We start from the raw sequence: 25,289 nt of genomic DNA, 5'->3' as shown, positions 1-25,289 counted from the left end.
AGTGCCCGAACTCCCCGAGGTCGAGGTCGTGCGCCGCGGCCTCGATCGGCATGTCTCCGATCGGGTGATTTCCGATGTGGAGGTGCTGCACCCCAGGGCCATCCGCAGGCACCTGCCGGGCGCCGCTGACTTCAGCACGCGCCTCAAGGGCCTGCCGATGGTGGCTGCCCAGCGGAGGGGCAAATACCTCTGGGTCGAGCTTGGCGAAGACCTCGCCATGCTCGCCCACCTCGGCATGAGCGGTCAGATGCTCGTGCAACCCTCTGGTACCCCGGACGAGAAACATCTACGCGTCCGGATCAGGTTCGCCGACGACGGCCCTGAGCTGCGCTTCGTCGACCAGCGGACCTTCGGCGGACTCGCCCTCGCCGAGGTCGTCGAGAAGGACGGCGCACGTCTCCCGGAACCCATCGCGCACATCGCGCGCGACCCGATGGACCCGGACTTCGACCTCGACGCCGCCGTCAGGGCGCTGCGAGCCCGAAAGAGCGAGGTCAAACGCGCCCTGCTCGACCAGACCCTCGTCTCCGGCATCGGCAACATCTACGCCGACGAAGCCCTCTGGCGCACCCGCCTGCACGGCACCCGGCCCGCCAGCGGTCTCACCAAAGCGCTGGCCACTGAGCTGCTGAAACACGCCACGGACGTGATGCACGAGGCGCTCGACCAGGGCGGCACGAGCTTCGACGCGCTCTACGTCAACGTGAACGGCCAGTCCGGCTACTTCGACCGGTCGCTGAACGCCTACGGCCAGGAGAACGAGCCCTGCGGGCGCTGCGGAACGTCGATCGTGCGCGAGGCGTTCATGAACCGATCGTCCTTCTCGTGCCCCGTCTGCCAGCCTAAACCGCGCGCTTCGCGTGTTTCCCGAGGAACCGCACGACGTCCGGCGTGACGGTCTTGTAGAAGTCGTCGTTGTGCCCACCGCGGCCGATGTGCCCCACCGCCGGGTGCACGTCCGCGATGAACCGGCGGGCGCCGCCGACGAACTGGTCGCGGTCGCCGATCCAGACGCCCACGGGCGTCGAGCCGGTCGCGGTCAGGTGCTTGAGCGGGTCCATGTCGGCCCACACGGACTCGTTGGTGAACGCCCGGCGCTTGCGCATCTCCGTCCACGACGTGATCAACGCGGGTGCGATCGTGGCGACGGCCCCGAGCGGTGTGCCGCGCTCCAGCCGGCGGCGGGCGTAGAGCAACGCGCCGAAACCGCCCATCGACACGCCCGTGCAGGCGAAGGGCTCGGCGAGACCGCGTTCGCGCAGCCACCCCGGCACCTCGTCGAGCAGCATCTTCATCGGGTCGTCACCGGCGACATTCTCGTGCCAGTAGTGGTCACCGCCGTCGACCGCGACGAAGCCGAACGGCGGCACGGTGCCGCGTGCGACGGCCGAGTTCAGCGCCTGCGGCAGTCCGCCGCACGCCGCGTGGCGGGCGTCGCCGTGCAGGCCGTGCAGCAGAATCGACATGGGCAGCTTGGCGGTCGACACACCGCCCGGCAGCACGAGCATCAAATCGACATAGCGACCGCGTGCCTGGGAGAACACCCGCTCGACCCGGACGTCGGGGGACTTGGCGGACGCGGCGATGTTGCCCGCCGGGCTGATCGCCTCGGACAACGGCGTGCGCGAAGACGACACCTTCAACGCGACCCCGGCCGCGGTCAGACCGACCGCGCCGATGGACGCGAGTAGTGTGCGGCGGCTGAACCTCGGTTCCCCCATGCCCACCTCATCGCGCGCGTACCGTCCGTCGTTTCCCCTTAGAAGACGGATCGCGCGCGTAATTCGGTCACATCTTCCGGTGAGTAACCGATCCAGTGCAGCACGTGATCATTGTGGGCTCCGAGCGCCGGGACGGCACCCGGTGACCAGTCCATTCCGTCCACCGGGGGACGCAGCATCCGCACCGATCCGTCCGGGACCGACACGTCGACCCAGCGGTCGCGCGCCGAGAGCTGCGGGTGCGTGGGCAGTTCGGTGATCGACCGCGTCCGCGCGGCGGGCACGTCCGCGGCGTCCAGGGCGGCCAGCAGGTCGTCCGAGGTGAACGCCGCGAATGCCCGTTCCAGCAGCCCGTGCAACTCCTCTCGATGTTGTACCCGCGATACGACGGTCGCGAACCGGGGGTCGTCGGGCAAGCCCGCCAATGCGCACAGACGCCGCCACTGGCCGTCGTTCTGAACCGCCAGGTGCACTGACCCGTCCGCGCATGGAAAAGGCCCGTACGGCGCGATGCTGGGGTGGTGCGCCCCTGTCCGCGGCGCCGACGCACCCGTCCCGGCCGCGTAGAGCATCGGCTGGTGCATCCACTCCGCCAGCGCGTCGAACAGCGACAGCTCCAACCGTGCGCCGGCACCGGTCCGCGACCGCTGCAGCAACGCCGCCAGCACCGCGGACTGCAGCTGCACGCCCGCCGCGATGTCGGCGACCGAGATGCCCGCCCGCGCGGTCACGTCACCTTCGCCGGTCAGCGAGACCAGCCCCGCCTCGGACTGCACGAGCGCGTCGAACGCCTTGCGCGACGCATAAGGCCCGTCGGTCCCGTATCCCGACAGCGAGCCGAAGATCAGCGACGGTGGCAGCTCGATCCCGAGCTTCTCCCACACGCCCGGCGAGAGGTTGCACAGCAGCACGTCCGCCTTCGCGGCCAACCGCGACAGCACCTCGCGCGCCTCGGGCGCCTTGATGTTGAGCGTGACGGACTCCTTGCCCACGTTCGTCCACGCGAAGTAGGACGACACGGAGCCGCACGACAAGTCGTAGTGCCGTGCGAAGTCACCGGTTTCGGGCCGCTCGATCTTGATCACCCGCGCGCCGAGGTCCGCCAGCAGCCGCGTCGCGTAGGGCACGGCGACCGCTTGTTCCAGCGAGACGACGATCACGCCGTCAAGGGGTCTCAAGCAGCCGCTCCTGTCCCGTGTAGACGTTCATCGAAGAGCCGCGCAGGAACCCGATCAGCGTCATTCCCTGTTCCTCGGCCAGTTCAACGGCCAGCGACGACGGCGCCGACACGGCCGCCAGCACCGGAATCCCGGCCATCGCGGCCTTCTGCACCAGCTCGAACGACGCGCGCCCGGACACCATCAGCACCATGCCCCGCAACGGCACCAGGCCCTGGAGCAACGCCCAGCCGAGCACCTTGTCCACGGCGTTGTGCCTGCCGACGTCCTCTCGCACCACGAGCAGCTCGCCGGACGCGGTGAACAACCCGGCCGCGTGCAGCCCGCCGGTCGACTCGAACACCTTCTGCCGCTCCCGCAACGCGTCCGGGAAGTCGGTCAGCCGGTCGACGGACACCCGCACCGGGTCGTCGGAAGGCGAGAACCGCGTCTTCAACCGCACGGCGTCCAGCGCCGCCTTCCCGCACACCCCGCACGAGGAGGTCGTGTAGAAGTTCCGCTCCACGCCGGTGACCGGCGGCTCCACACCGGGCGCGAGCGTCACGTCCAGCACGTTGTAGGTGTTCTGCCCGTCCGGGCCGGTGCCCTCGCAGAACCGCGCCACCGAGACGTCCTCCAGCGACCCGATCACGCCTTCGCTGAGCAGGAACCCGTGCGCCAGCTCGACGTCCTGGCCCGGCGTGCGCATCGTGACGGCCAGCGCGCGGCCGCCGACCCGCAGCTCCAGCGGCTCTTCCGCGGCCAGCGCGTCGATCCGGTGCTGCCGACCGCTCGACGACACCTTGACCACCGCTCGCCGCACGGTGACGCGACCCATGTCCACAACTCCTTCGGACCGCTAAGTTTCGATGCGGATCCTGCGTCCAGGTTACGGAGATACGCATGTACGACGTCGTTGTGGTGGGTGGCGGGCACAACGGGCTGGTCGCCGCGGCATACCTGGCCAAGTCGGGCCGGTCGGTCGTCGTCCTCGAAAAGCTGGACCACGTCGGCGGCGCAGCGGTCAGCGCCGAGCCGTGGGACGGCGTCGCGGCCCGCCTGTCGAGGTACTCCTACCTGGTCAGCCTCATGCCGGACCAGATCGTCTCCGACCTGGGCCTTCGCCTGCAGCTGCGGTCGCGTGCGGCCTCCTCCTACACGCCGGACGGCAAGGCCGGCCTGCTCGTCGAACGCGACCCCGGCGAGGCGACCGCCGAGTCGTTCCGCGCGGTGTGCGGCTCGCTCGACGACTACGAGCGCTGGCAGCGCTGGTACGCCGACCTCGAGGTGATGGCGCAGGCCCTCGCCCCGACCCTGCTCGAACCGCTCGAGTCGCGCGAGCACGCCAAGCTGCGGGTGGACGCCGTCACCCGATCGCGGGTGTGGGAGCAGGTCTTCGATCGCCCGATCGGGCAAACCTTGCAGGAGCTGTTCGAGAACAACCTGGTGCGCGGCGTGGTCGCGACCGACGCGTTGATCGGCACGCACACCTCGTTGCACTCGCTCGCGGCCAACAAGTGCTTCCTCTACCACGTGATCGGCAACGGTACGGGCGAGTGGAAGGTCCCGGTCGGCGGCATGGGCGCCGTCACCGCCGAGCTGCTCCGCGTCGCCCGCGAGGCCGGCGCCGAGATCGTCACCGACGCCGAGGTGACGAGGATCGAGGCCGACGGCAGGACCGCTGCAGTGACCTACCGCGACACCACAGTGGACGCTCGCTTCGTGTTGTCCAATGTGGCCCCTTCGCTGCTGGACCGGTTGCGCGGCAAGGAGATCAAGCCGGACGCACCCGGTTGTCAGCTGAAGATCAACATGCTGCTGAAGGAGCTGCCGCGGCTGCGCAGCGGCGTCGACGCCCGGATCGCGTTCGCCGGCACGTTCCACCTCGACGAGACCTACGACCAGCTGGAGACCGCGTACCTGGAGAGCGTCGCGGGCAACGTGCCGAGCGTGCTGCCGGGCGAGATGTACTGCCACTCGCTGACCGACCCGACCATCCTCGGGCCGTCGCTCGCCGGCCACGAGACGCTGACGCTGTTCGGCCTGCACCTGCCCGCCAGGCTCTTCGAGGGCCGCAACGACGAGCTGCGCGAGGAGCTCGTCGGCCGCTACCTGGCGCAGCTCAACGAGCACCTCGTCGAGCCGATCGAGTCGTGCCTCGCGACGGACGCGGCCGGCCGGCCGTGCATCGAGGCGCGCACGCCGTTGGATCTGGAGGCCGAACTGGGTCTGCCCGGCGGCAACATCTTCCACGGCGAGCTGGCGTGGCCGTTCGCGGAGACCGATGAGCAGGTCGGCAAGTGGGGCGTCGAGACCGACGTCGACAACATCTTCATCTGCGGTGCGGGGGCTCGCCGGGGTGGCGGCGTGAGCGGCATTGGCGGTCACAACGCGGCCCGTGCGGTGCTCGAACACCTATAGCAAGGAACCTATATCAAGAAACCTTGCTAAAGACTTCTTGATACGCGTACCGTGGTCTCATGGCCGACGGACCCATCACCGACCCCAAGGAACTGCGGGCGCTGTCGCACCCCTTCCGGTGGAAGCTGATCCAGCTGCTCACCGAGGAAGGTCAGGCCACGGCGACCCGGTGTTCCGAACGGCTCGGCGAGAGCGTGGCCAGCTGCTCGTACCACCTGAACATGCTGGCCAAGTACGGGTTCGTCGAGGAGGTGCCCGGCCCCGGCAGGCAGAAGCCGTGGCGGCTGGCCCGGCGTGACCAGAGCTTCTCGCGGGAAGGTCTGGACGCGGAGGGCGCGCTCGCCGCGGAGGCGGCGGCGATGGCGCTGCTCGACAAAGAGTTCGACGAGATCAAAAACCGGATGCGGGGTAGCGGGCGGGAGGCGGAGAATTGGCGCCGTTTGCTCGGCCTCAACTCAACCGTCGCATTCATCACCGCCGAAGAGCTCGCCGCCGTTCGTGCTGAGATCCAAGCGATCTTCCAGCGGTTCGAGTCCCGTTACGAGAAGTCCGAGACGCGGCCCGAAGGTGCACGGCCGGTGCGCCTGTTCCTGAGCACGACCGTCGCGCCCGAAGACAAGTAGATCCGCTTCGACTGGGGAGTCCACTATGTTCCTGCACAACGCAGACGCGCTTGCAATCGCAAAGCAACGCCAGGACGACTACGAATCCGATGCTCGTGACCGCCGCGTCGCGCGCGTCGACAGCTCCAAGAAGGAGCCCGAGTCCCAACGCTGGACCGGGGCGGCGGCTCGCCGCCGACCCGCGATCGTCTGAAGTCCCACCGCCACGAGAGCGCCCAGCAGCGCGAGCGCCATGTCCTTGTGCGGATCCAAGATGTCGCCCTGCTGACCGTTGTAGGCCTCGGCCATGTCCGCGCCGAGCGTCATCGTCAGGACAGGCGCACGCCGAAGAGCGCGTCCGTCCACTCGTCATACGGCACGTACGAGTAGATCCAGCGCGCCGCGACGGCGTGCAACCCGAAGAACAGCAACGCCCACGCCCACGTGCCGACCGGCAGCGGGCGTCGTTTGTGGACCCAGCCGAGCAGGCCGAGCGCGACCACCGCCAGTGAGTCGTGCAATGCCTGCTCGGCCGGCCACGGCGGGTTCCACCAGGTCGCCGCGATCAGAAAACCGAATGCCCCCATTAGCAAAACGTGGCCTCGTGTCATCCCCATTACAGGCGTAGCGTCTACCTTCGCCGCCGCTGTAAAGGTTTTCACCCTGCTTACATTTCCACAACGGTCCGAGGAGAACAGCGGTGTTCAAAAGACTCGGTGTAGCGGTGGGGGCAGCGCTCGTCGCGATGACGGTGTTCGTCCCACCTGCGCAAGCGGCGACCTTCAACGTCAAGAACTACGGCGCGACCGGCAACGGCACTACCAACGACACGGCCGCGATCAACAGGACGATCGACGCGGCCAGTGCCGCGGGCGGCGGGATCGTGCAGTTCCCGAGCGGCACGTACCGGTCGGCCAACTCGATCCACCTGAAGAGCAAGATCACCTTCCAGCTGGACGCCGGCTCGACGATCATGGGGGCGTCCGGCAGCGGCTACGACGCGCCCGAGTCGAACCCCTGGGACCAGTACCAGGACTACGGCCACAGCCACTTCCACAACGCGATGATCTGGGGTGACCGGCTCACCGACATCGCGTTCGTCGGGTCCGGCACGATCGACGGCGGCGGCAACCTGATCACCGGCAACCCGTCGTCCGGGCAGGCCGACAAGATCATCTCGTTGACTCGCTGCGAGAACCTCACGGTCAGCGGCATCAAGCTGCGCCGCGGCGGGCACTTCGCGATGCTGATCAACGGCTGCAAGAACGTCGTGTCCGACCGCCTCACCATCGACACCGCGTCCGACCGCGACGGCTGGAACGTCATCAGCACCACGAACGTCACGATCACCAACGGCAACTTCGCGGCGAACGACGACGCGCTCGCGTTCAAGAGCGACTACGCGCTCGGCCAGAAGCTGTCCAACGGCAACGTCCGCGTCAGCGACATGAAGCTCTCCGCGGTGTGCTGCAACGCGTTGATGTTCGGCTCCGAGACATGCGGCGACTTCACCGGCTACGACTTCCAGCGCATCGACATCAAGGGCTCCAACAAGTCCGGCCTCGGCCTGGTGTCGATGGACGGCGCGAAGATCTCCGACGTCCACTACAAGGACATCACCGTCTCCGGTGTGCGCTCGCCGATCATGCTGAAGGTCGGCACGAGAAAACGCTGCGGCAACAACCCCGGCATCGGCAGCATCAGCAACATCACCTACGACAACATCACGATCAGCGGCGCGTCCCCGTCGTTCAGTCCGACGATCATGGGTGACGCGGGCGGCCACGTCAGCGACGTGACGTTCAACAACGTCAAGATCACCGTGCCCGGCGGCAACGGCACCATGTCGACCAGCCCGCCGTCCAACGACCCGAACAACTACAACCCGAACAGCATCGGTACCCGGCCGGCCTACGGCTGGTACATCCGGTACGCCGACCGGATCAAGTTCGTCAACAGCGCGGTGGACTTCGTCTCGAACGACGGGCGGCCGGCCGTGATCGCGAACAGCTCGTCCGACATCACGTTCGACACGTTCGGCTGGGAGCGCGGCACGAACAGCCCGTTCGACATCGGGTTCCAGTCGGTCAACGGCTACTGCGTGCGCAACTCCGGCACACCGCGGATCTCCGCGACCGGGTCGACCGAGAAATGCGCTGTGAGCGACGACTTCTCGCTGGCCGTCGACCCGCCGAGCCAGACGGTGAAGCCGGGCGAGAACACGACCTACACGATCCGGACGGCGGCGATCTCCGGTTCGCCGGGGCCGATCTCGTTGCGCGCCACGAATATCCCGGCGGGCGTCCTGATCAGCTTCAACCCGATCGAAGTCACTCCCGGCCAGTCGTCGACGATGCAGGTGTTCACCGGGCCGAGCGCGCAGCCCGGCACCTACCCGATCAGGGTGACCGGCACCGCTGGGTCCGTGTCGCACAGCGTCGACGCCACGCTGACCATCGCCGGTGACGGGCAGCTCGTCGTGAGCGGGCTTTCCGTCGCGGACACGGCGAACGCGGCGGACTGGTCGATCCAGTCCAACCTCCGCACGGGCATCGCGCAGTACGGCGACCGGACGTTCAACCTCACGATCGTGCCGTCCGAAGTGGCGGGCGCGGCGTGGATCCGGACGGCCAACGACTCCAAGGCCGCCACCCAGAACCCGTTGGTGCGGTTCACTATCAGCCGCGACGCGGTGGTGTACGTCGCGGTCGACACCAGGTCCGGCAAGCGGCCGTGGATGGACAACCTGTGGCTGGACACCGGTCTGTCCCTGGTGAACAGCGAGTCGACCCCGAAGACGTTCCGCTTGTACGCCAAGGGGTTCACCGCCGGTGAGGTGGCGCTCGGTCCGAACGCCGCCTCCGGCAGCAACTACACGATCGCGATCGTCTAGCGGTTGCTATGGGGGGAGCTTTGCAAGCGCTGGGCGCTTGCAAAGCTCCCCCCATAGCACCTAGCGGGTCTCCATCCGCACGACGATCGACTTCGAGGTGGGCGTGTTGGACGTCTCGGCCGTGGAGTCGAGCGGGATCAACGCGTTCGCCTCGGGGAAGTACGACGCCGCGCAGCCACGCGCGGTGGGGTAGGAGATGACGCGGAACGACTCGGCGCGGCGCTTCGTCACGCCCGTCGGGTCGTCCGCCCACTCCGACACCAGGTCGACGATCTGACCGTCGGCGACGCCGAGTTCCTTGATGTCCAACGGGTTCACCAGGATCACCCGGCGGCCGTCCTTCACGCCGCGGTAGCGGTCGTCCAGGCCGTAGATCGTCGTGTTGTACTGGTCGTGGCTGCGCATCGTCTGCAGCAGCAGATGACCGGGCGGCACGTCCAGGACGGTCAGCTCGTTGGCGGTGAAGTTCGCCTTGCCCGTCGAAGTGCCGGGGAACGACCGCGAGTCGCGCGGCGGATGGGGCAGCACGAAACCGTCCGGTTCGCGGACGCGGGCGTTGTAGTCGGTGCAGCCGGGCACGACGTTGGCGATGCGGTCGCGGATGAGGTCGTAGTTCTTCTCGAACTCCTCCCACGGGATCGTGCTGTCCGGCAGCACCTTGCGCGCCAGGCGGCACACGATCGAGATCTCGGACAGCAGCTGGTCCGACGCCGGCGTCAGGCGGCCCTGGGAGCGGTGCACGACGGACATCGAGTCCTCGACCGTCACGAACTGCTCGCCGGAGTGCTGCAGATCGCTCTCGGTGCGGCCGAGCGTCGGCAGGATCAGTGCCGTGCGGCCGTGCACGACGTGCGAGCGGTTGAGCTTCGTGGAGACGTGCACGGTCAGCCCGCACGACCGCATCGCGGCCTCGGTGACGGGCGTGTCCGGCGTGGCCGAGACGAAGTTGCCGCCGACGGCGAAGAACACGCGGGCGCGGCCGTCGCGCATCGCGCGGATGGCGTTGACGGTGTCGAACCCGTGCTCGCGCGGCACGGTGACGCCGAACTCGGCTTCCAGGGCGTCGAGGAACTTGGCGGGCGCCTTCTCGTTGATGCCCATCGTGCGGTCGCCTTGCACGTTCGAGTGACCGCGCACCGGGCAGAGGCCGGCGCCGGGTTTGCCGATCATGCCGCGCAGGAACATCACGTTGGTGATCTCGCGGATCGTCGGCACCGCGTGCTTGTGCTGCGTCAGACCCATGGCCCAGCAGGCGATCGTGCGCTGCGAGTCGACGAACATGCCCGCCACGCGGGTGATCTGCTCGCGCGTCATCCCGGTCGCGTGCTCGACGGTCTTCCAGTCCAGGGCACGCACGTGCGCGGCATACTCCTCGAAGCCGTGCGTCTGCGAGTCGATGAACTCCCGGTCCACCTTGCCCCACGTCAGCAGCAGGTGACCGATCGCCTGGAACAGCGCCTGGTCGCCGCCGATGCGGATCTGGCAGAACTCGTCCGCGAGCGCGGTGCCGCGGCCGATGACGCCGCGCGCGTTCTGCGGGTTCTTGAACCGCATCAACCCTGCCTCGGGCAACGGGTTCACCGCGATGATGCGGGCGCCGTTGCGCTTGGCCTCCTCCAGTGCGCTCAGCATGCGCGGGTGGTTCGTGCCGGGGTTCTGGCCGACCACGACGATGAGGTCCGCGATCGTGATGTCGTGCAACGACACCGAACCCTTGCCGACACCGGTCGTCTCGATGAGCGCCGCGCCGGACGACTCGTGGCACATGTTGGAGCAGTCCGGCAGGTTGTTGGTGCCGAACGACCGCACCAGCAGCTGGTAGAGGAACGCGGCCTCGTTAGAAGTTCGCCCGGACGTGTAGAAAATCGCCTCGTCCGGTGAGGCGAGACCGTTCAGTTCCGTTGCGACGAGCGAGAAGGCCTCGTCCCAGCCGATCGGCTCGTAGTGGGAAGCGCCTTCCCGCAACACCATCGGCTCGGTGAGCCGGCCCTGCTGGCCCAGCCAGTAGTCGGACTTGGTGGCGAGGTCGGTGATGCTGTGGTTCTTGAAGAACTCTCGGGTAACCCGGCGTTTCGTCGCTTCCTCCGCGACGGCCTTGGCGCCGTTCTCGCAGAACTCCGCCATCCGCCGGTGGCCCTGCGGCTCCGGCCACGCGCAACCGGGACAGTCGAAACCCTCCCGCTGGTTGAGCAGCCGGAGTGTTTTGACCGTGCGCGTGACCCCCATCTGTTCGACACCGCGCTGCAGGGAAACCATCACACCGGGAATACCGGCGGCCCACTGCTTAGGGGCGGAGACTTCGAGCTGGGACTCGTCGACGTCGTGCGACGGGGGCTTGCTGGTCATGGATACATCCTGGACCCCATATTAAAACGCCGCCAGCACGCCCCCGAAGACGAGCGTGCCAGCGGCGCGGGGTGGACCACGGGCCCCAAGGGGTTACGGGTCCGTGGCCAGACTCCACAGTGGACGCGGATGCGTCGGCTACCCAGATTGTGACCTGCGCCACTGTGCGTGGTCACCGCTGATCGGGTGACTGCTACTTGTCCGGGCAGTTGCCTTCGGTCGGCATCGGTTTGGCCGGATCGACCGCGTCCGAGTGGTCAGAGCCGCCGGTGTTCAGTCGGGGCTCGCTGAAACTCGGCGCGAGATACCCCTCCTGCGACGCCTTGCACGCCATGCCGAACGTGAACCCGCTGATGGCCTTCACCCGCATGCCCTGCCCGTCGAGCAGGACCATCGTCATCTCGTGGCGGCTGGACGCGATGATCTCCCGCTGATACGTCAGCGATTGCGGGGCGTCGGTGTGGAACGCGTAGGAGAACGTGAAGTCCGCCTTCACGGTGATCTCGCCCGGTGCCGTCCTCGTCGCGGTCATCGTGCCCTTCGACCTGGGGGCCACGGGCAACAGCCGCTGGCCCTGCGCGATGCGGATGCCGAGCGAACCCTTGCCGACCGTCGCGTGCACCCAGTCGCGCTGCGACGGCGCCAGCAGTGCCGCGATCGGCTCCGGGTCGTGCGCCTCCAGCACCCGCTTGTCGGTGTATGCGGTGATGATGAACTGCCGCACCTGGTCGTAGGCCGTGGCGAACTCCGGGTTCGGGTCCGTCGGCTGCAGCCCGGCGCCGCCCTCCGCCCACGACTCGACCAAGGTCGTCCGGAACGGGTGCTCGAGGTCGACGCCGATGAACGGCTTGACCGGCGTCGCGGAAGTCGTCGTGGCCGGCGGCGCGGCGGACTCGAACTTGAGCTCACCCGCCCGGTACAGGCCGAACAGCACCGCTCCCACCACGAGCAGCGCGACCACGAACACGATCAGGCCGCTGCGCGCTCGGAGCCGGGAGCGGCGCCGTTCCCTGCGGATCTCGCGTTTCGCGCGCTTCGTGGCCTGCTTGATCCACTTCTCGTCGCGCAGGTCAGGATGATCTTCAATTCCCCCAGGAACACTCACGCTCACTCTTTCGGAGCAGTGCTCCAGTGCGTTACCAGGTATCTCAGTTCAAGTCGATACCCAACGCTCCGTAGACTCTTCAGCCGTGACTGAGACCCGTACCGAACAGCAGCGTCCCGAACTCCCCGCCGCGTGGAACCCGGCGGAGGTAGAGGCGGGGCTGTACGAGCGCTGGGTCGATCGCGGTTACTTCACGGCCGACGTGAACAGCGACAAGCCGCCGTTCACGATCGTCCTCCCGCCGCCGAACGTCACCGGCAGCCTGCACATGGGCCACGCCCTGAACCACAGCATCATGGACGCGCTGACCAGGCGCCGCCGCATGCAGGGCTACGAGGTGCTGTGGCTGCCCGGCATGGACCACGCGGGCATCGCGACCCAGAACGCCGTCGAGCGCGACCTCGCCAACCAGGGCCTGTCGCGGCACGACCTGGGGCGCGAGAAGTTCGTCCAGCGCGTCTGGGAGTGGAAAGAGGAGTACGGCGGCAAGATCCTCGACCAGATGAAGCGGCTCGGCGACGGCGTCGACTGGTCGCGCGAGCGGTTCACCATGGACGAGGGCCTGTCGCGTGCCGTCCAGACGATCTTCAAGCGGATGTTCGACGACGGCCTGATCTACCGGGCCGAGCGCATCATCAACTGGTGTCCGCGCTGCCAGACGGCGCTGTCCGACGTCGAGGTCGACCACTCCGAGGACAACGGCGAGCTCGTCTCGATCCGGTACGGCAGCGCTGACCGTTCGATCGTCGTCGCGACCACGCGCGCCGAGACGATGCTGGGTGACACGGCCGTCGCCGTCCACCCGGACGACGAGCGCTACGCGCACCTGATCGGCGAGGAGGTCGAGGTCCCGCTGACCGGCCGCCGCGTCCCGATCGTCGCGGACACGCACGTCGACCCCAAGTTCGGCACCGGCGCGGTCAAGGTGACCCCGGCGCACGACCCGAACGACTTCGAGATCGGCCAGCGCCACAACCTGCCGAACCTCACGATCATGGACGGGCGCGGCGTCATCACCGCGCACGGCCCGTTCGAGGGGCTGGACCGGTTCGAGGCGCGTCCCGCGGTCGTCGCCGCACTGCGCGAGCAGGGCCGAATCGTCGCCGAGAAGCGCCCGTACGTGCACTCGGTCGGCCACTGCTCGCGGTGCGACACGGTCATCGAGCCGCGCCTGTCGCTGCAGTGGTGGGTCAAGGTCGAGGGCATCGCGGCGAAGGCGTCGGCCGCCGTTCGCGACGGCCGCACCAAGATCCACCCGGCCGAGCTCTCGAAGCGGTACTTCGACTGGACCGACAACCTGCACGACTGGTGCATCTCGCGGCAGCTGTGGTGGGGCCACCGGATCCCGGTCTGGTACGGCCCGAACGGTGAGGTCGTGTGCGTCGGTCCCGACGACGCCGAGCCGACCGGTGAGGGCTGGACGCAGGACGAGGACGTCCTCGACACCTGGTTCTCCTCGGGCCTGTGGCCGTTCTCGACGCTCGGTTGGCCGGACGAGACCGAGGACCTGAAGAAGTTCTATCCGACGACCGTGCTGTCGACGGGCTACGACATCCTCTTCTTCTGGGTCGTCCGGATGATGATGTTCGGCCTGTACGCGATGGGCGACGTCCAGCCGTTCGACCACGTTTACCTGCACGGGCTCATTCGTGACGCGCAGGGCAAGAAGATGTCCAAGACGCGTGGGAACGGGATCGACCCGCTGGACTGGATGGACAGCTACGGCGCCGACGCCACCCGCTTCACGTTGCTGCGTGGCGCCAACCCCGGCTCGGACATGGCGGTCGCGGAGGAGTGGGCGGCCGGCGCGCGCAACTTCACCACGAAGCTGTGGAACGCCAGCAAGTTCGCCTTCGCCAACGGTGCCACCGTGGAACGTCCCCTGCCCCCGCGCGAGGATCTCACCGCGGCCGACCGCTGGATCCTGGACCTGCTCGACCAGCTGGTGTCCGATGTGGACAACCAGTTCGAGGCGTTCCAGTTCGCCAAGGCGTGCGAGGCTCTGTACAGCTTCACGTGGGACGAGTTCTGCGACTGGTACCTGGAGATCGCGAAGGTCCAGATCGCCGAGGGCCTGGTGGAGTCGACCCAGTCGGTCCTGGGGCACGTCCTGGAGGTCCTGTACCGCCTGCTGCACCCGGTGACGCCGTTCATCACCGAGACGCTGTGGACCACCCTGACCGGTGGCGAGTCGCTCGTCGTCGCTTCGTGGCCTTCGCCGTCGGGTGCTACTCGCGACCCGGAGGCCGCGGTCAAGATCGAGGGCCTGAAGAAGCTGGCGACGGAGATCCGCCGGTTCCGCTCCGAGCAGGGCCTCAAGCCCGGGCAGAAGGTCGCGGGCAAGGTCCGCGGTGCGTGCTGCGTCGACATGCTGGACCAGGTCGCGTCCGTCCGGACGATGACGAAGCTGACCGAGCCGGGCGAGGAGTTCAACGTCTCCGCGACGCTCGAGGTCGGCCTGCCCAAGGGGACCGTGAAGGTCGAGCTGGACACGTCCGGCGCGATCGACGTGGTGGCCGAGCGCAAGCGGTTGACCAAGGATCTGGCGGTGGCGGAGAAGGACCTCGCCCAGTGTGAGGGGAAGCTGAACAACCCGGCGTTCACGGACAAGGCGCCCGCGGACGTGGTCGAGAAGATCCGGGCCCGCAAGGTCGCGGCCGAGGCGGAGATCGAGCGGATCAACGCCCGCATCGCCGCTCTGCCGGAGTCCTGATCATGGAGAACCTCGACGAGCTGCTGGACGTCGAGAACGAGCTCAACCAGCGCTGGCCCGAGACCAAGATCGAACCGACGGTCGAGCGGATCAAGGCGCTGGCGCACGTTCTCGGCGACCCGCACACCACGTACCCCGTCGTCCACATCGCGGGTACGAACGGCAAGACGTCGACGTCCCGGATGATCGACGCGCTGTTCACCCGGATCGGGCTGCGCACGGGTCGCTACACCAGCCCCCACCTGCAGCTGGCGACCGAGCGCATCAGCGTCGACGGCGCCCCGATCACGCCAGAGCGCTACGTCGAGATCTACCGCGACGTCGAGCCGTACCTGGGCATGATCGACGCGAAGCACGAAGTGCCGATGAGCAAGTTCGAGGTGCTCACCGGCATGGCGTACGCGGCGTTCGCCGATGCCCCGGTGGATGTCGCGGTCGTCGAGACCGGCATGGGCGGCACCTGGGACGCCACCAACATCGCCGACGGCAAGATCGCGGTCATCACGCCCATCGGCATCGACCACGTCGAATACCTGGGTGGCGACATCGCGGGCATCGCCAAGGAGAAGGCCGGGATCATCAAGCCCGGATCGGTCGCGCTGATCGCCGAACAGCCCGCCGAGGTGATGAAGGTCCTGCTGGAACGAGTCGCCGAGGTGGACGCCACGGTGGCGCGCCAAGGGCAGGAGTTCGGCGTTGTCCGCCGCGACGTGGCGGTGGGCGGGCAGTTGCTGACGCTGCAGGGGCTGGGCGGCCTGTACGAAGACATCTTCCTGCCGCTGCACGGCGCGCATCAGGCAGGCAACGCCGCGCTCGCGCTGGCTGCGGTTGAGGCGTTCTTCGGCGCGGGGGCGGATCGCCAGCTTGACGTCGAGGCGGTTCGGCAGGGCTTCGCGACCGTCACTACGCCGGGGCGCTTGGAGCGGCTGCGGTCCGCGCCGAACGTGTTCGTCGACGCCGCGCACAACCCGCACGGCGCTCGCGCTCTGGCGACTGCGCTGGACGAGGAGTTCGGGTTCCGCAAGCTTGTTGCGGTCGTGGCCGTCATGGCGGACAAGGACGCCGAGGGCATCCTCGCCGCGCTGGAGCCGGTTGTGCACGAGGTCGTGCTCACGACTAACTCGTCCACACGCGCGATGGATCCGGACCTGCTCGCCGGGATCGCCATGACGATCTTCGGTGAGGATCGGATGGTCGTGCAGCCCCGGCTCGACGACGCGATCGAGGAGGCGATTCGCCTCGTCGAGGAGGAAGAGCTTTCCGGGGGCGGCGTGATCGTCACCGGATCCGTTGTGACCGCGGGCGAGGCTCGCGCGTTGTTCGGTAAGGAGCCGGCATGACAGGGGAGACCCCGGCTCCCGCACCGAAGAAGGACCCCATGAAGGGGTTTCGCGGGATCATGGCTGGAACGCTGATCCTCGAGGTGATCGTTGTCGCGTTGGCACTGCCGATCGTTGCGAAGCTGCGCGGCGGTGTCGGCACCAGTGCGGGCTGGGTGGTGCTCGGGTTCATCGTCGCGTTCATCGCGATGTGCGTGTTTCTGAAGCACAAGTGGGCTGTCGGTGTGATCATCGGGCTGCACGTGCTGCTGATCGCCACCTGGGTGATCATGCCGCCGCTGGGCGCCATCGGGGTGATCTTTTCGCTGGTCTGGGCATACCTGCTATGGCTGCGCCACGATCTGCTGAAGCGCATGGCCGAGGGCAGGTTGCCCAGCCAGCAAACCCCCGGTTAGTGGTGCGCTCCTTGTGACGAGTCAGCGCTGATCTTCGGCGCTGCGGCGGCCAACGCGGGAACCTCGGTGAACACGCCCGTGCCGCTGTTCACGAAGTGCCGCACGGTGCTCGTGCCGCCGGTGTAGGTGATCAGGCCCGCGTCCGGGACGCCATCGTTGTTGAAGTCGGACGCGTAGACCTCGTACCGCGTGTTCCACGGTTCTGTGGTGCTGGCCAGTACGACTGAACCGCCGGTGCCGAAGTACACCGCTGCCTCGGCGAGGCTGTTGCGGCATACGCGCGAGAGCAGGAAGTCCTGGCCGCCGTCGCCGTTGAAGTCGGCCAGCGCGTGGTTCGGGATCGGTACCCGCGAGCAGACGTTGATCGCGCCCGGCACGATCGTCGATGCCGGGGTGTTGCGCAACGTCAGCAGCGTCTCGACCTCGTCGGTGGACTGCCAGATGTCGACGAGACCGTCGCCGTCGAAGTCGGCGGTGCGGATGGTGCTGGGGAACGACACGCCCTGGTAGACGGCGGTCACCTTGAACTTCCGCAGTACCAGCAGGTCGCCGCGCGAGTTGTTGAAGTGGGTCAGGACGAGCTCGGTGACGCCGTCGCCGCCCAGATCGACCGCTACGCCCATGTCCGGGCAGAACGGCTGGCGCGGCAACGGGGATGTGTAGGTGTAGGTGACTGGCGGTCTCAGCGTTCCGTCGGCCCTGCGGTACTGCACGTTCAACGTGCAGACGTTGGTGTCGCCCAACGGGCCCAGGGTTGTGACATCCGGTCTGCCGTCGCGGTTGAGGTCACCGACGATCGGCTGGTTTCGGTTGCCCGCGTGGGCGGTCGCCGACATGATCAGGACCAGACCGACAGCGGCCAGCAGGACGCGCGGTAATCGCATCGTGGCTCCCCTCACGAAGTGTTCACCCGGACGGCACCTGCCAGTCGCCACCAACGACTAGAAAGCCCGCCGTGGACAACTCATCCATCCTTTCGCGCCGCGGGTTGTTACGAGCGAGCGCGGGAATTGCCCTGGTCGGCCTAGGCACTTCCGGCACGGCGCTGGCTCGGTCCGGCCGTCCGGTGCTGACGCACGGCGTCCAGTCGGGCGATGTCACCTGGGACGGCGCACTGGTGTGGACTCGCGCCGACAAGCCGTCGCGCATGATCGTCGAGGTGTCCACGGACCCGGAATTCCGCCTCGCGCGGCGGATTCGCGGCCCGCTGCTCACGCCGGAGACCGGTGGCACCGGCCGCGTGCGCGTCAACCACCTGCCGCCCGGCCGGCGCGCGTACTACCGCGTGATCGCCGAGGACCTCGACGGCCGATCCTGCAGCGAGGCGGTGTCCGGCAGTTTCCGCACCGCGCCGATCGGGCGCGACGAGGTGCGGTTCGTCTGGTCCGGCGACGTCGTCGGGCAGGGCTGGGGCAGCAACCCCGACATCGGCGGCATGCCGATCTTCGGCGCGATGGCCGCGCGCAAGCCGGACTTCTTCATTCACAGCGGCGACTCGGTGTACTCCGACAACCCGCTTCGCGAAACGGTGACGCTGCCCGACGGCCGGGTGTGGCGCAACGTCGTGACGCCGGAGAAGCTCAAGGTCGCCGAGACGCTCGACGAGTACCGCGGCCAGTTCGCCTACAACCTGCTGGACGACAAGTACCGTGCGTTCGCCGCGCAGGTGCCCTCGTACGTGCAGTGGGACGACCACGAGGTCGTCAACAACTGGTACCCCGGCGAGATCCTCGACCTGCCGCAGTACACGGAGAAGCGCGTCGACGTGCTGGCCTCCCGCGCGTTCCAGGCGTTCCACGAGTGGATGCCGCTGGACCAGCGCCGGGCAGTCGACGGCCGCGTGTACCGCAAGTTCCCGTACGGCCGGCACGTCGAGGTGTTCGTGCTCGACATGCGCACGTACAAGGACAAGAACACCTCGCCGCGCGACCGGCCGGGCGTGATCCTCGGCGAGCAGCAGGCCCGTTGGCTCGTCGACTCGCTGGCCCGCAGCACCGCGACGTGGAAGATCATCGCCAACGACCTGCCGATCGGCCTGACCGTGCCGGACGGTGCAGACATCGAGGGCGTCGCCAACGGCCTGCCCGGTGCGCCCAACGGCCGTGAGCACGAGCTGGCCTGGGTGCTGCGCGAGCTCAAGCGCCGCCGGGTCCGCAACACCGTGTGGCTCACCGCGGACGTGCACTACACCGCGGCGCACCACTACTCGCCGGACCGCGCGGCCGTGGCGGACTTCGACCCGTTCTGGGAGTTCGTCTCCGGCCCGCTGCACGCCGGGGCGTTCGGGCCGAACACTCTCGACCCGACGTTCGGCCCGGAGGCCGTGTTCGTGCACGCGCCGCCCGCGCCGAACACCACGCCGCTGGACGGGTTCCAGCACTTCGGGGAGATCGCCGTGAACCGCGGCGGCGAGCTCACGGTGTGGCTGCGGGACTCTTCCGGCAAGTCGCTCTGGTCGAAGACGATCAACCCATAGGGTGCCTATGTGCCCATCACGTTCGACAGCACCGGCTTCCAGCAGCACGAGCAGCACAGTTGGTACCACCCGGCGACCGGCGACCAGGTCAGCCTGACGTACTTCGACCTGGTGCCGGACCTGCCCGCGCCGCTGGAGGACCTGACCCGGCTGCGGCACGACCTCGCCGTGATCACCGGCGAGGTCGGCTGCCTGATCGAGGCGCACGTCGTGCCGTTCGGCGGGCTGCAGGCGCTCTACCAGGTGGTGAAGCTGCCCATCCCGAGCCAGCCGTCGGGACAGGCGTTCATCGCCTCCTTCACGCTGCCCAAGGCCACGTGCAGTGCCGTGCTGAAGTGCCAGGCGACCGAGCAGGGCACGACCGGAGTGCGCGAGGCGATGCTGATGGCGCAGCTCGGGCACGACGGATGGTTCATCCCGCACCCCTACGCGCCCGAGTCGCAGGGGCGACTGCCCTTCCACCGCGGCGACGACCCGCAGTTCGACGCGCAGTTCACCGGGCATCCGCTGTCGCGCGTGCGGGCATGGGCGCGCCACGCCGCCGCGACGGCGCAGGTGGACCCGCGGTTCGCCGCGCTACCCGCATTCGGCTGAACCTGCAAGGTTTTGCAGCCACTTGACTCTTGTTAGCTCGCCTTTGTCGTGGTTTCGTGCAGCCACCCTGCAAGAAGTTGCGACAAGGAGGTCGCGATGCGTCGGGTCGTCGCCGCGCTCGCTGCATTCGTTCTGCTCCCGTTCACACCGGCCGCGCACGCCGCCGGAAAACAACGGCTGGCCGTGGGCGAGGTGGTGGACATCGCGCCCGGCATGCGGGACGGCGACACCAAGCTCGCGAGAACCGCCCTGCGCGACGACCTGACCGGCGAGCGGTTCTACTTCGTGATGCCGGACCGGTTCGCCAACGGCGACCCGCGCAACGACCGGGCGGGGACGCCGGGCGACCGGATGAAGAACGGCTTCGACCCTGCTGACAAGGGCTTTTACCACGGTGGCGACCTCAAGGGATTGCACCAGAAGCTCGACTACCTCGACGGCATGGGCATCACGGCGCTCTGGATGACGCCGATGTTCCAGAACCGCTGGGTGCAGGGCGATTCCGCCGCCTATCACGGGTACTGGACGACCGACTTCACCAAGCTCGACCCGCACTTCGGTACCACGCAGGAGATGCGTGACCTGATCCGCGACGCGCACCGGCGCGGCATCAAGGTGTTCTTCGACATCGTCGCGAACCACACCGCGGACGTGATCTCCTACGCCGAGGGCAAGACGTCCTACATCAGCACGGGCGCGCAGCCGTACCTCGACGCGTCCGGCAAGCCGTTCGACATCTCGGAGTACGCGGGACGCAAGGACTTCCCGAAGCTCGACCCGAAGAAGTCGTTCCCCTACACGCCGGTCCGAAGTGGACCCGTGAAGCAGCCGTTGTGGCTCAACGACGTCACGCTGTACCACAACCGCGGCGACTCGACGTTCAGCGGCGAGTCCAGCGAGCAGGGCGACTTCGGCGGTCTCGACGACCTGATGACCGAGCACCCGCGCGTGGTCAACGGCATGAAGGACATCTTCACCAGCTGGATCGACACGCTCGACATCGACGGCTACCGGGTCGACACGGTCAAGCACGTCAACGTCGAGTTCTGGCAAGCGCTTGCGCCGCACGTGAAGGAGTACGCGCGCAAGAAGGGCAAGCGGGACTTCTTCGTGTTCGGCGAGGTGTTCGACGGCAACCCGGAGAACACCTCGAAGTACACGACCACCGGGCGCATGCAGGCGACCCTCGACTTCCCGTTCCAGTCCGGCGCGGTCGGGTTCCTGTCCGGCAGCGGCGCCACGCGCCTCGGTGAGGTGCTGCTGGACGACGACCGGTACACCGACGCGGACTCGAACGCCTCGTCGCTGCCGACGTTCCTCGGCAACCACGACATGGGGCGCGTGGCGTGGATGATCAGGCAGAACCGGCCCGGCATCTCCGACGATGAACTGTTGAAGCGCCTTCAGCTCGGCAACTCGCTGATGTACCTGTGGCGCGGCAACCCGGTCGTCTACTACGGCGACGAGCAGGGGTTCGCCGGCGGTGGCGGGGACAAGCTCGCCCGGCAGGACATGTTCGCCAGCCAGACGCCCGAGTACGTCGCCGAGAAGCTCATCGGGTCGTCGAAGACCGGCGCCGACGAGAAGTTCGACGTGAACCACCCGCTGTACCGACAGCTGCAGGAGCTCGCGAAGTTCGTCGACTCGGATCCGGTGTGGCGCAAGGGCAACCAGGTGCTGCGGTATGCCGAGGGCGACGTCTTCGCGTTCAGCCGTATCGGTTCCCAGGAGAACGTCGTCGTCGCCAACGCCGGGACCGCCGAGAAGACCGTCACCGTGCCGGTGAGCTCGAGCGGGTTCGAGGGCTACCCGGTGTCGAACGGGCGGGTCACGGTGACCGTGCCGCCGCTGTCGTCGTTGGTGCTCAAGGGAACCGGGACTGTTCCGGCGCTGGCCCCCGCGCCGACGCTGGTCGCGCCCGCCGCGGGGACCGTGCTGGACAAGCGGGTCGAGCTGCGCGCGGACGGCATCGGTGCGGCGAACGCCCAGGCGACGTTCGCGGCACGGGTGGAAGGTGTCTCGGACTGGACCGTGCTCGGCACGGATGACGCGGCGCCGTACCGGGTGTTCGCGGACCTCGCGTCGTTGCCGGGTGCGGCGGCGGGTAAGCGTGTTGAGCTGCGGGTTGTCGCGCGATCGGGCGCGATCGGGGCGGATGGCGCGTTCGTGACGCTGGTGCCCGCGCCGCCCGTGCAGCCGCCGGGCACGAAGAACCCGGACTGGCTCGTCGTGCACTACCAGCGGGACAACTATGACGGCTGGGGCCTGCACGTCTGGGGCGACGTCGTCAGCGAGCCGACCTGGCAGAACCCGATCCCGTTCTCGGGCGAGACGCCGTATGGGCGGTTCGCCTGGATCAAGCTGAAGCCAGGGGCCAAATCCGTTGGGATCATCGCGCACAAGGGTGATGAAAAGGACGGTTCGGTCGACCGGTTCGTCGATCCGAGCGTGAATCCTGAAGTTTGGCTGAAGCAGGGCCAGCCGCCCGTGTATCCGGACGAGCAGGCGGCTCTGAACAAAGCGACGGTCCACTTCGCGGGCGACGTCTCCGGTGTCGCCGTCCGGGTGGCCGGGCGACCGGACGCCGCGTTCACCGGGAGCGACTCGTTCGGCGCTTACGCCGACCTGCCGCCGACCACCGAGTTCTCCCTGGTCCGCGCCGGGACGGTGTTCGCGTCCGGCAAGTTCAGCGGCGCCTCGGCGTGGGTGAAGAACGACCGCGTCCACGCGTCCCGTGCCGCGGCGGAGAACCGGGCGGTGATCCACTACAACCGGGCGGACGGCGACTACACCGACTGGACGATGTACCACTGGACGGGTTCTGCGGAACCGTCTCCGGGGTGGAACCAGTCGCGGGTGCCGGACGGCCGGGACGCGTTCGGCGTGTACTGGTCCGTTCCCCTGGCCGCCGGTGCCGCCGGCCTGAGCTACATCATCCATCGTGGTGACACCAAGGATCCGGGACCGGACCAGTTCCTCGACCTCGCGGCCAAGGGGAACGAGGTGTGGCAGTTGTCCGGGACCGAGACCTACCTCCTGCCGCCCGCCGCGGGTCCGGCGGCGGACGACGACCTGACGAAGTCCAAGGCGATCTGGGTCTCGAAGGACCTGGTCGTGTGGGACGTGCCGCAGATCGCCTCGGACGGGTACCGGCTCGAGTACGGCTCGCGGGTGCTGCGGTTGTCGCCGTCTTCTGACGCTGTTCCGGACAAGTTCCCCCACTTGAAGGGGAAACCGGTGTTCCGCGTGCGCGGGTTCGTCGACGAGGCGTTGCGGGACAAGCTTTCCGCGGTGCACACGGACGCCTCGGGCGCGATCCGGCACCGGACGGGCGTGCAGATCGCGGGGGTGCTGGACGACCGGTACGCGGCGGCGGCCTCGACGTTGACGTACGGGCCTTCGTTCTCGGGGTCTCGCGCCACGGTGCGGCTGTGGGCGCCGACGGCTCTCAACGTGCGGCTGCGGTTGTTCGACCAGCCTTCGGGTGAGCCTTCTCGGGTCGTCGATCTCAGGCGGGACGACGCGTCCGGTTCGTGGTCCGGATCCGGGAACTGGAAGGACAAGTACTACCAGTTCGAGGTGACCAACTGGCAGCGCACGGTCGTGGTCACCGACCCGTACTCCGTTGCCCTGGCGGTGAACTCGACGCACTCGCAGTTCGCGGACCTGGCCGACGCGCGGACCAAGCCCAGCGGCTGGTCCGGCGACGTCGCGCGCGGCATCGGTGGTGCGATCACCGAGCTGCACGTCCGCGACTTCTCGATCAACGATTCCTCGGTGCCTGCTGCGGATCGCGGCACGTACAAGGCGTTCACTCATCGCGATTCCGTTGGCATGAAACACCTGGCGTCGCTGGCGGCCGCCGGCATGGACACCGTGCACCTGCTGCCGACGTTCGACATCGCGACGATCCCGGAGAAACGCGCCGATCAGGCCGTTCCGGCGTGTGACCTGCCTTCGCTGCCGCCGGACTCCTCGGAACAGCAGGCCTGTGTCGGCGCGGTCGCCGCTCGTGACGGCTTCAACTGGGGCTACGACCCGTTGCACTACGACGTGCCCGAGGGCTCGTACGCGGTGGCGCAGGACGGCTGGGCGCGGTCGCGGGAGTACCGCGAGATGGTGAAGTCGTTGCACGAAAACGGAAACCGCGTGGTGCTCGACGTGGTCTACAACCACACCGCGGCGCACGGCGACGCCCCGCTGTCGGTGCTGGACAAGGTCGTGCCCGGCTACTACCAGCGGCTGAACCTGGACGGCACGGTCGCGAACTCGACGTGCTGCTCCAACACCGCGCCCGAGAACGCGATGATGGGCAAGCTCGTCGTCGACTCGGTCGTGCGCTGGGCGCGCAACTACAAGGTCGACGGCTTCCGGTTCGACCTGATGGGCCACCACCCGAAGGCGAACATCCTGGCGGTGCGTGCCGCCCTGGACGCGTTGACCGTCGCTGCCGACGGTGTCGACGGCCGCAAGATCGGCCTGTACGGCGAGGGCTGGGACTTCGGCGAGGTCGCGGGCAACGCGCGGTTCGAGCAGGCGACGCAGGCGAACATGGCGGGCACGGGCGTCGGCACGTTCAGCGACCGCCTGCGTGACGCGGTGCGCGGCGGCGGCCCGTTCGACGACGATCCCCGCATCCAGGGCCTTGGGTCCGGACTCGCAGGCGATCTCAACGGCACTCCGGCCAACGGTGACGTTGCCGCGCGGCTCGCGAACTACAGCGATCTGGTGAAGCTCGGTATGGCTGGGAACATGGCCTCGTACCGGTTCCTGTCTTCCGCTGGTGTCGTTTCCGGCCGGGACGTTCGGTACAACGGCGTTTCGGCCGGGTACACGGGCGCGCCTTTGGAGGCGGTCACGTACGTCGACGCGCACGACAACGAGACTTTGTTCGACGCGTTGATGTACAAGTTGCCTGCTGGGACTTCTCCGGCTGACCGGGTACGCATGCAGAAGTTGTCTCTGGCGCCCGTTCTGCTGGGGCAGGGGCGGCCCTTCGTGCACGCGGGCACCGAGTTCCTGCGGTCGAAGTCGTTGGACCGCAACAGCTTCGACTCCGGTGACTGGTTCAACCCCTACGACCCTTCGTTGCGTGACAATGGTTTCGGTCGCGGTCTGCCGCCGGCCGCGGACAACTCTGCGAAGTGGCCCTACGCTCGGCCGTTGCTCGGTCTTGCTCGGCCTTCGGGTGCGGACATGCGGTCGTCGTTGGACGGTGTGCTGGAACTGTCGCGGATTCGGCAGTCGTCGCCGCTGTTCTCGCTGGGATCGCTGGATCTCGTGCAGCAGAAGGTGTCGTTCCCGGCCGCTGCGCCGGGCGTGATCGTCATGCACATCGACGACACCGTCGGGCCGGATGTGGATCCGGCCCGCCGGGGGATTCTCGTGGTGATCAACCCGTATCCGACGGACCAGCAGGTGGCGCTACCGGGCGACGGGTGGCGGCCGCTGACGACGTCCACACGTCCGGGTGAAGCTCGGTCGGTAGTGGTGCTGGAGCGTTGAGTAAGAGTAATACCGGTATTA

The 25,289-nt window shown here is 68.0% G+C and carries 18 protein-coding genes; 10 read left to right on the top strand and 8 right to left on the bottom strand.

The annotated features are described in order from the left end of the window. The first annotated feature begins 1 nt into the window (after position 1). Positions 2–895 carry a bifunctional DNA-formamidopyrimidine glycosylase/DNA-(apurinic or apyrimidinic site) lyase gene (mutM, locus tag QSK35_RS24285; protein WP_285749750.1) on the top strand — a complete coding sequence of 298 codons (894 nt, stop codon included), beginning with the start codon at positions 2–4 and terminating at the stop codon, positions 893–895. Here the strand turns inward: mutM and QSK35_RS24280 are convergent. Genes QSK35_RS24280 through fdhD form a run of 3 tightly spaced genes read right to left on the bottom strand, consistent with a single transcriptional unit; the run spans position 843 to position 3,716 of the window. Then, positions 843–1,721: an alpha/beta hydrolase gene (locus QSK35_RS24280; protein ID WP_285749749.1), complete on the bottom strand. Its 879-nt coding sequence runs from the start codon at positions 1,719–1,721 to the stop codon at positions 843–845. The two genes, mutM and QSK35_RS24280, sit on opposite strands and share 53 nt — an antisense overlap. Positions 1,722–1,759: 38 nt before the next feature. After that, positions 1,760–2,899: a CaiB/BaiF CoA transferase family protein gene (locus QSK35_RS24275; RefSeq protein ID WP_285749748.1), complete on the bottom strand. Its 1,140-nt coding sequence runs from the start codon at positions 2,897–2,899 to the stop codon at positions 1,760–1,762. Continuing rightward, on the bottom strand, positions 2,886–3,716 hold the full coding sequence (gene fdhD / locus QSK35_RS24270; RefSeq protein ID WP_285749747.1) for a formate dehydrogenase accessory sulfurtransferase FdhD: 831 nt from the start codon (positions 3,714–3,716) through the stop codon (positions 2,886–2,888). Before fdhD ends, QSK35_RS24275 begins: the two co-directional genes overlap by 14 nt. 59 nt (positions 3,717–3,775) lie before the next feature. Between fdhD and QSK35_RS24265 the strand changes: the two genes are divergently transcribed. Then, complete coding sequence (locus tag QSK35_RS24265; protein WP_285749789.1) at positions 3,776–5,299, top strand: phytoene desaturase family protein; 1,524 nt, start codon at positions 3,776–3,778, stop codon at positions 5,297–5,299. A gap of 59 nt (positions 5,300–5,358) precedes the next feature. Continuing rightward, positions 5,359–5,922, top strand: coding sequence for a winged helix-turn-helix domain-containing protein (locus QSK35_RS24260; protein WP_285749746.1), 564 nt, complete (start codon positions 5,359–5,361; stop codon positions 5,920–5,922). 78 nt (positions 5,923–6,000) lie between these two features. On the opposite strand, the gene QSK35_RS24255 is transcribed toward QSK35_RS24260, so the two are convergent. Continuing rightward, a complete protein-coding gene (locus tag QSK35_RS24255; RefSeq protein ID WP_285749745.1) occupies positions 6,001–6,228 on the bottom strand; it encodes a DUF2238 domain-containing protein in 228 nt (75 codons plus the stop codon). A gap of 2 nt (positions 6,229–6,230) precedes the next feature. Then, a complete protein-coding gene (locus tag QSK35_RS24250; protein WP_285749744.1) occupies positions 6,231–6,488 on the bottom strand; it encodes a DUF2238 domain-containing protein in 258 nt (85 codons plus the stop codon). 113 nt (positions 6,489–6,601) lie between these two features. On the opposite strand from QSK35_RS24250, the gene QSK35_RS24245 reads away from it, so the two are divergent. After that, positions 6,602–8,794 carry a glycosyl hydrolase family 28 protein gene (locus QSK35_RS24245; RefSeq protein WP_285749743.1) on the top strand — a complete coding sequence of 731 codons (2,193 nt, stop codon included), beginning with the start codon at positions 6,602–6,604 and terminating at the stop codon, positions 8,792–8,794. Positions 8,795–8,854: 60 nt separating this feature from the next. On the opposite strand, the gene QSK35_RS24240 is transcribed toward QSK35_RS24245, so the two are convergent. Continuing rightward, on the bottom strand, positions 8,855–11,140 hold the full coding sequence (locus QSK35_RS24240) for an FdhF/YdeP family oxidoreductase (RefSeq protein ID WP_285749742.1): 2,286 nt from the start codon (positions 11,138–11,140) through the stop codon (positions 8,855–8,857). A gap of 193 nt (positions 11,141–11,333) precedes the next feature. Next, positions 11,334–12,245 carry a hypothetical protein gene (locus tag QSK35_RS24235; RefSeq protein ID WP_285749741.1) on the bottom strand — a complete coding sequence of 304 codons (912 nt, stop codon included), beginning with the start codon at positions 12,243–12,245 and terminating at the stop codon, positions 11,334–11,336. A gap of 85 nt (positions 12,246–12,330) precedes the next feature. Here QSK35_RS24235 and QSK35_RS24230 point away from each other — a divergent pair, with 85 nt between their 5' ends. The 3 genes from QSK35_RS24230 to QSK35_RS24220 are packed head-to-tail and all read left to right on the top strand — an operon-like array spanning position 12,331 to position 16,693. Further along, on the top strand, positions 12,331–14,958 hold the full coding sequence (locus tag QSK35_RS24230) for a valine--tRNA ligase (RefSeq protein ID WP_285749740.1): 2,628 nt from the start codon (positions 12,331–12,333) through the stop codon (positions 14,956–14,958). Positions 14,959–14,960: 2 nt separating this feature from the next. Next, complete coding sequence (folC, locus tag QSK35_RS24225; protein WP_285749739.1) at positions 14,961–16,298, top strand: bifunctional tetrahydrofolate synthase/dihydrofolate synthase; 1,338 nt, start codon at positions 14,961–14,963, stop codon at positions 16,296–16,298. After that, positions 16,295–16,693 carry a DUF4233 domain-containing protein gene (locus tag QSK35_RS24220; RefSeq protein ID WP_285749738.1) on the top strand — a complete coding sequence of 133 codons (399 nt, stop codon included), beginning with the start codon at positions 16,295–16,297 and terminating at the stop codon, positions 16,691–16,693. Before folC ends, QSK35_RS24220 begins: the two co-directional genes overlap by 4 nt. On the opposite strand, the gene QSK35_RS24215 is transcribed toward QSK35_RS24220, so the two are convergent. Further along, entirely contained in the window at positions 16,690–17,577 is an 888-nt protein-coding gene (locus QSK35_RS24215; protein ID WP_285749737.1) for a VCBS repeat-containing protein, read from the bottom strand. The two genes, QSK35_RS24220 and QSK35_RS24215, sit on opposite strands and share 4 nt — an antisense overlap. Before the next feature lie 71 nt (positions 17,578–17,648). Between QSK35_RS24215 and QSK35_RS24210 the strand changes: the two genes are divergently transcribed. The 3 genes from QSK35_RS24210 (at position 17,649) to pulA (ending at position 25,268) form a co-directional block, all read left to right on the top strand. Next, positions 17,649–19,169 carry an alkaline phosphatase D family protein gene (locus QSK35_RS24210; RefSeq protein WP_285749736.1) on the top strand — a complete coding sequence of 507 codons (1,521 nt, stop codon included), beginning with the start codon at positions 17,649–17,651 and terminating at the stop codon, positions 19,167–19,169. A 9-nt stretch (positions 19,170–19,178) separates the two neighbouring features. Beyond that, positions 19,179–19,763 (top strand): hypothetical protein, encoded by a 585-nt coding sequence (locus tag QSK35_RS24205; protein WP_285749735.1) that lies wholly within the window; start codon positions 19,179–19,181, stop codon positions 19,761–19,763. A 96-nt stretch (positions 19,764–19,859) separates the two neighbouring features. After that, a complete protein-coding gene (pulA, locus tag QSK35_RS24200; protein WP_285749734.1) occupies positions 19,860–25,268 on the top strand; it encodes a pullulanase-type alpha-1,6-glucosidase in 5,409 nt (1,802 codons plus the stop codon). Positions 25,269–25,289 lie beyond the last annotated feature (21 nt).

It is taken from the genome of Lentzea sp. NBRC 105346, assembly GCF_030269605.1.
In the GTDB taxonomy this organism is placed as follows: domain Bacteria; phylum Actinomycetota; class Actinomycetes; order Mycobacteriales; family Pseudonocardiaceae; genus Lentzea.
The sequence above is the reverse complement of the archived record's forward strand: the minus strand, read 5'-3'. Positions and strand labels throughout refer to the sequence as shown.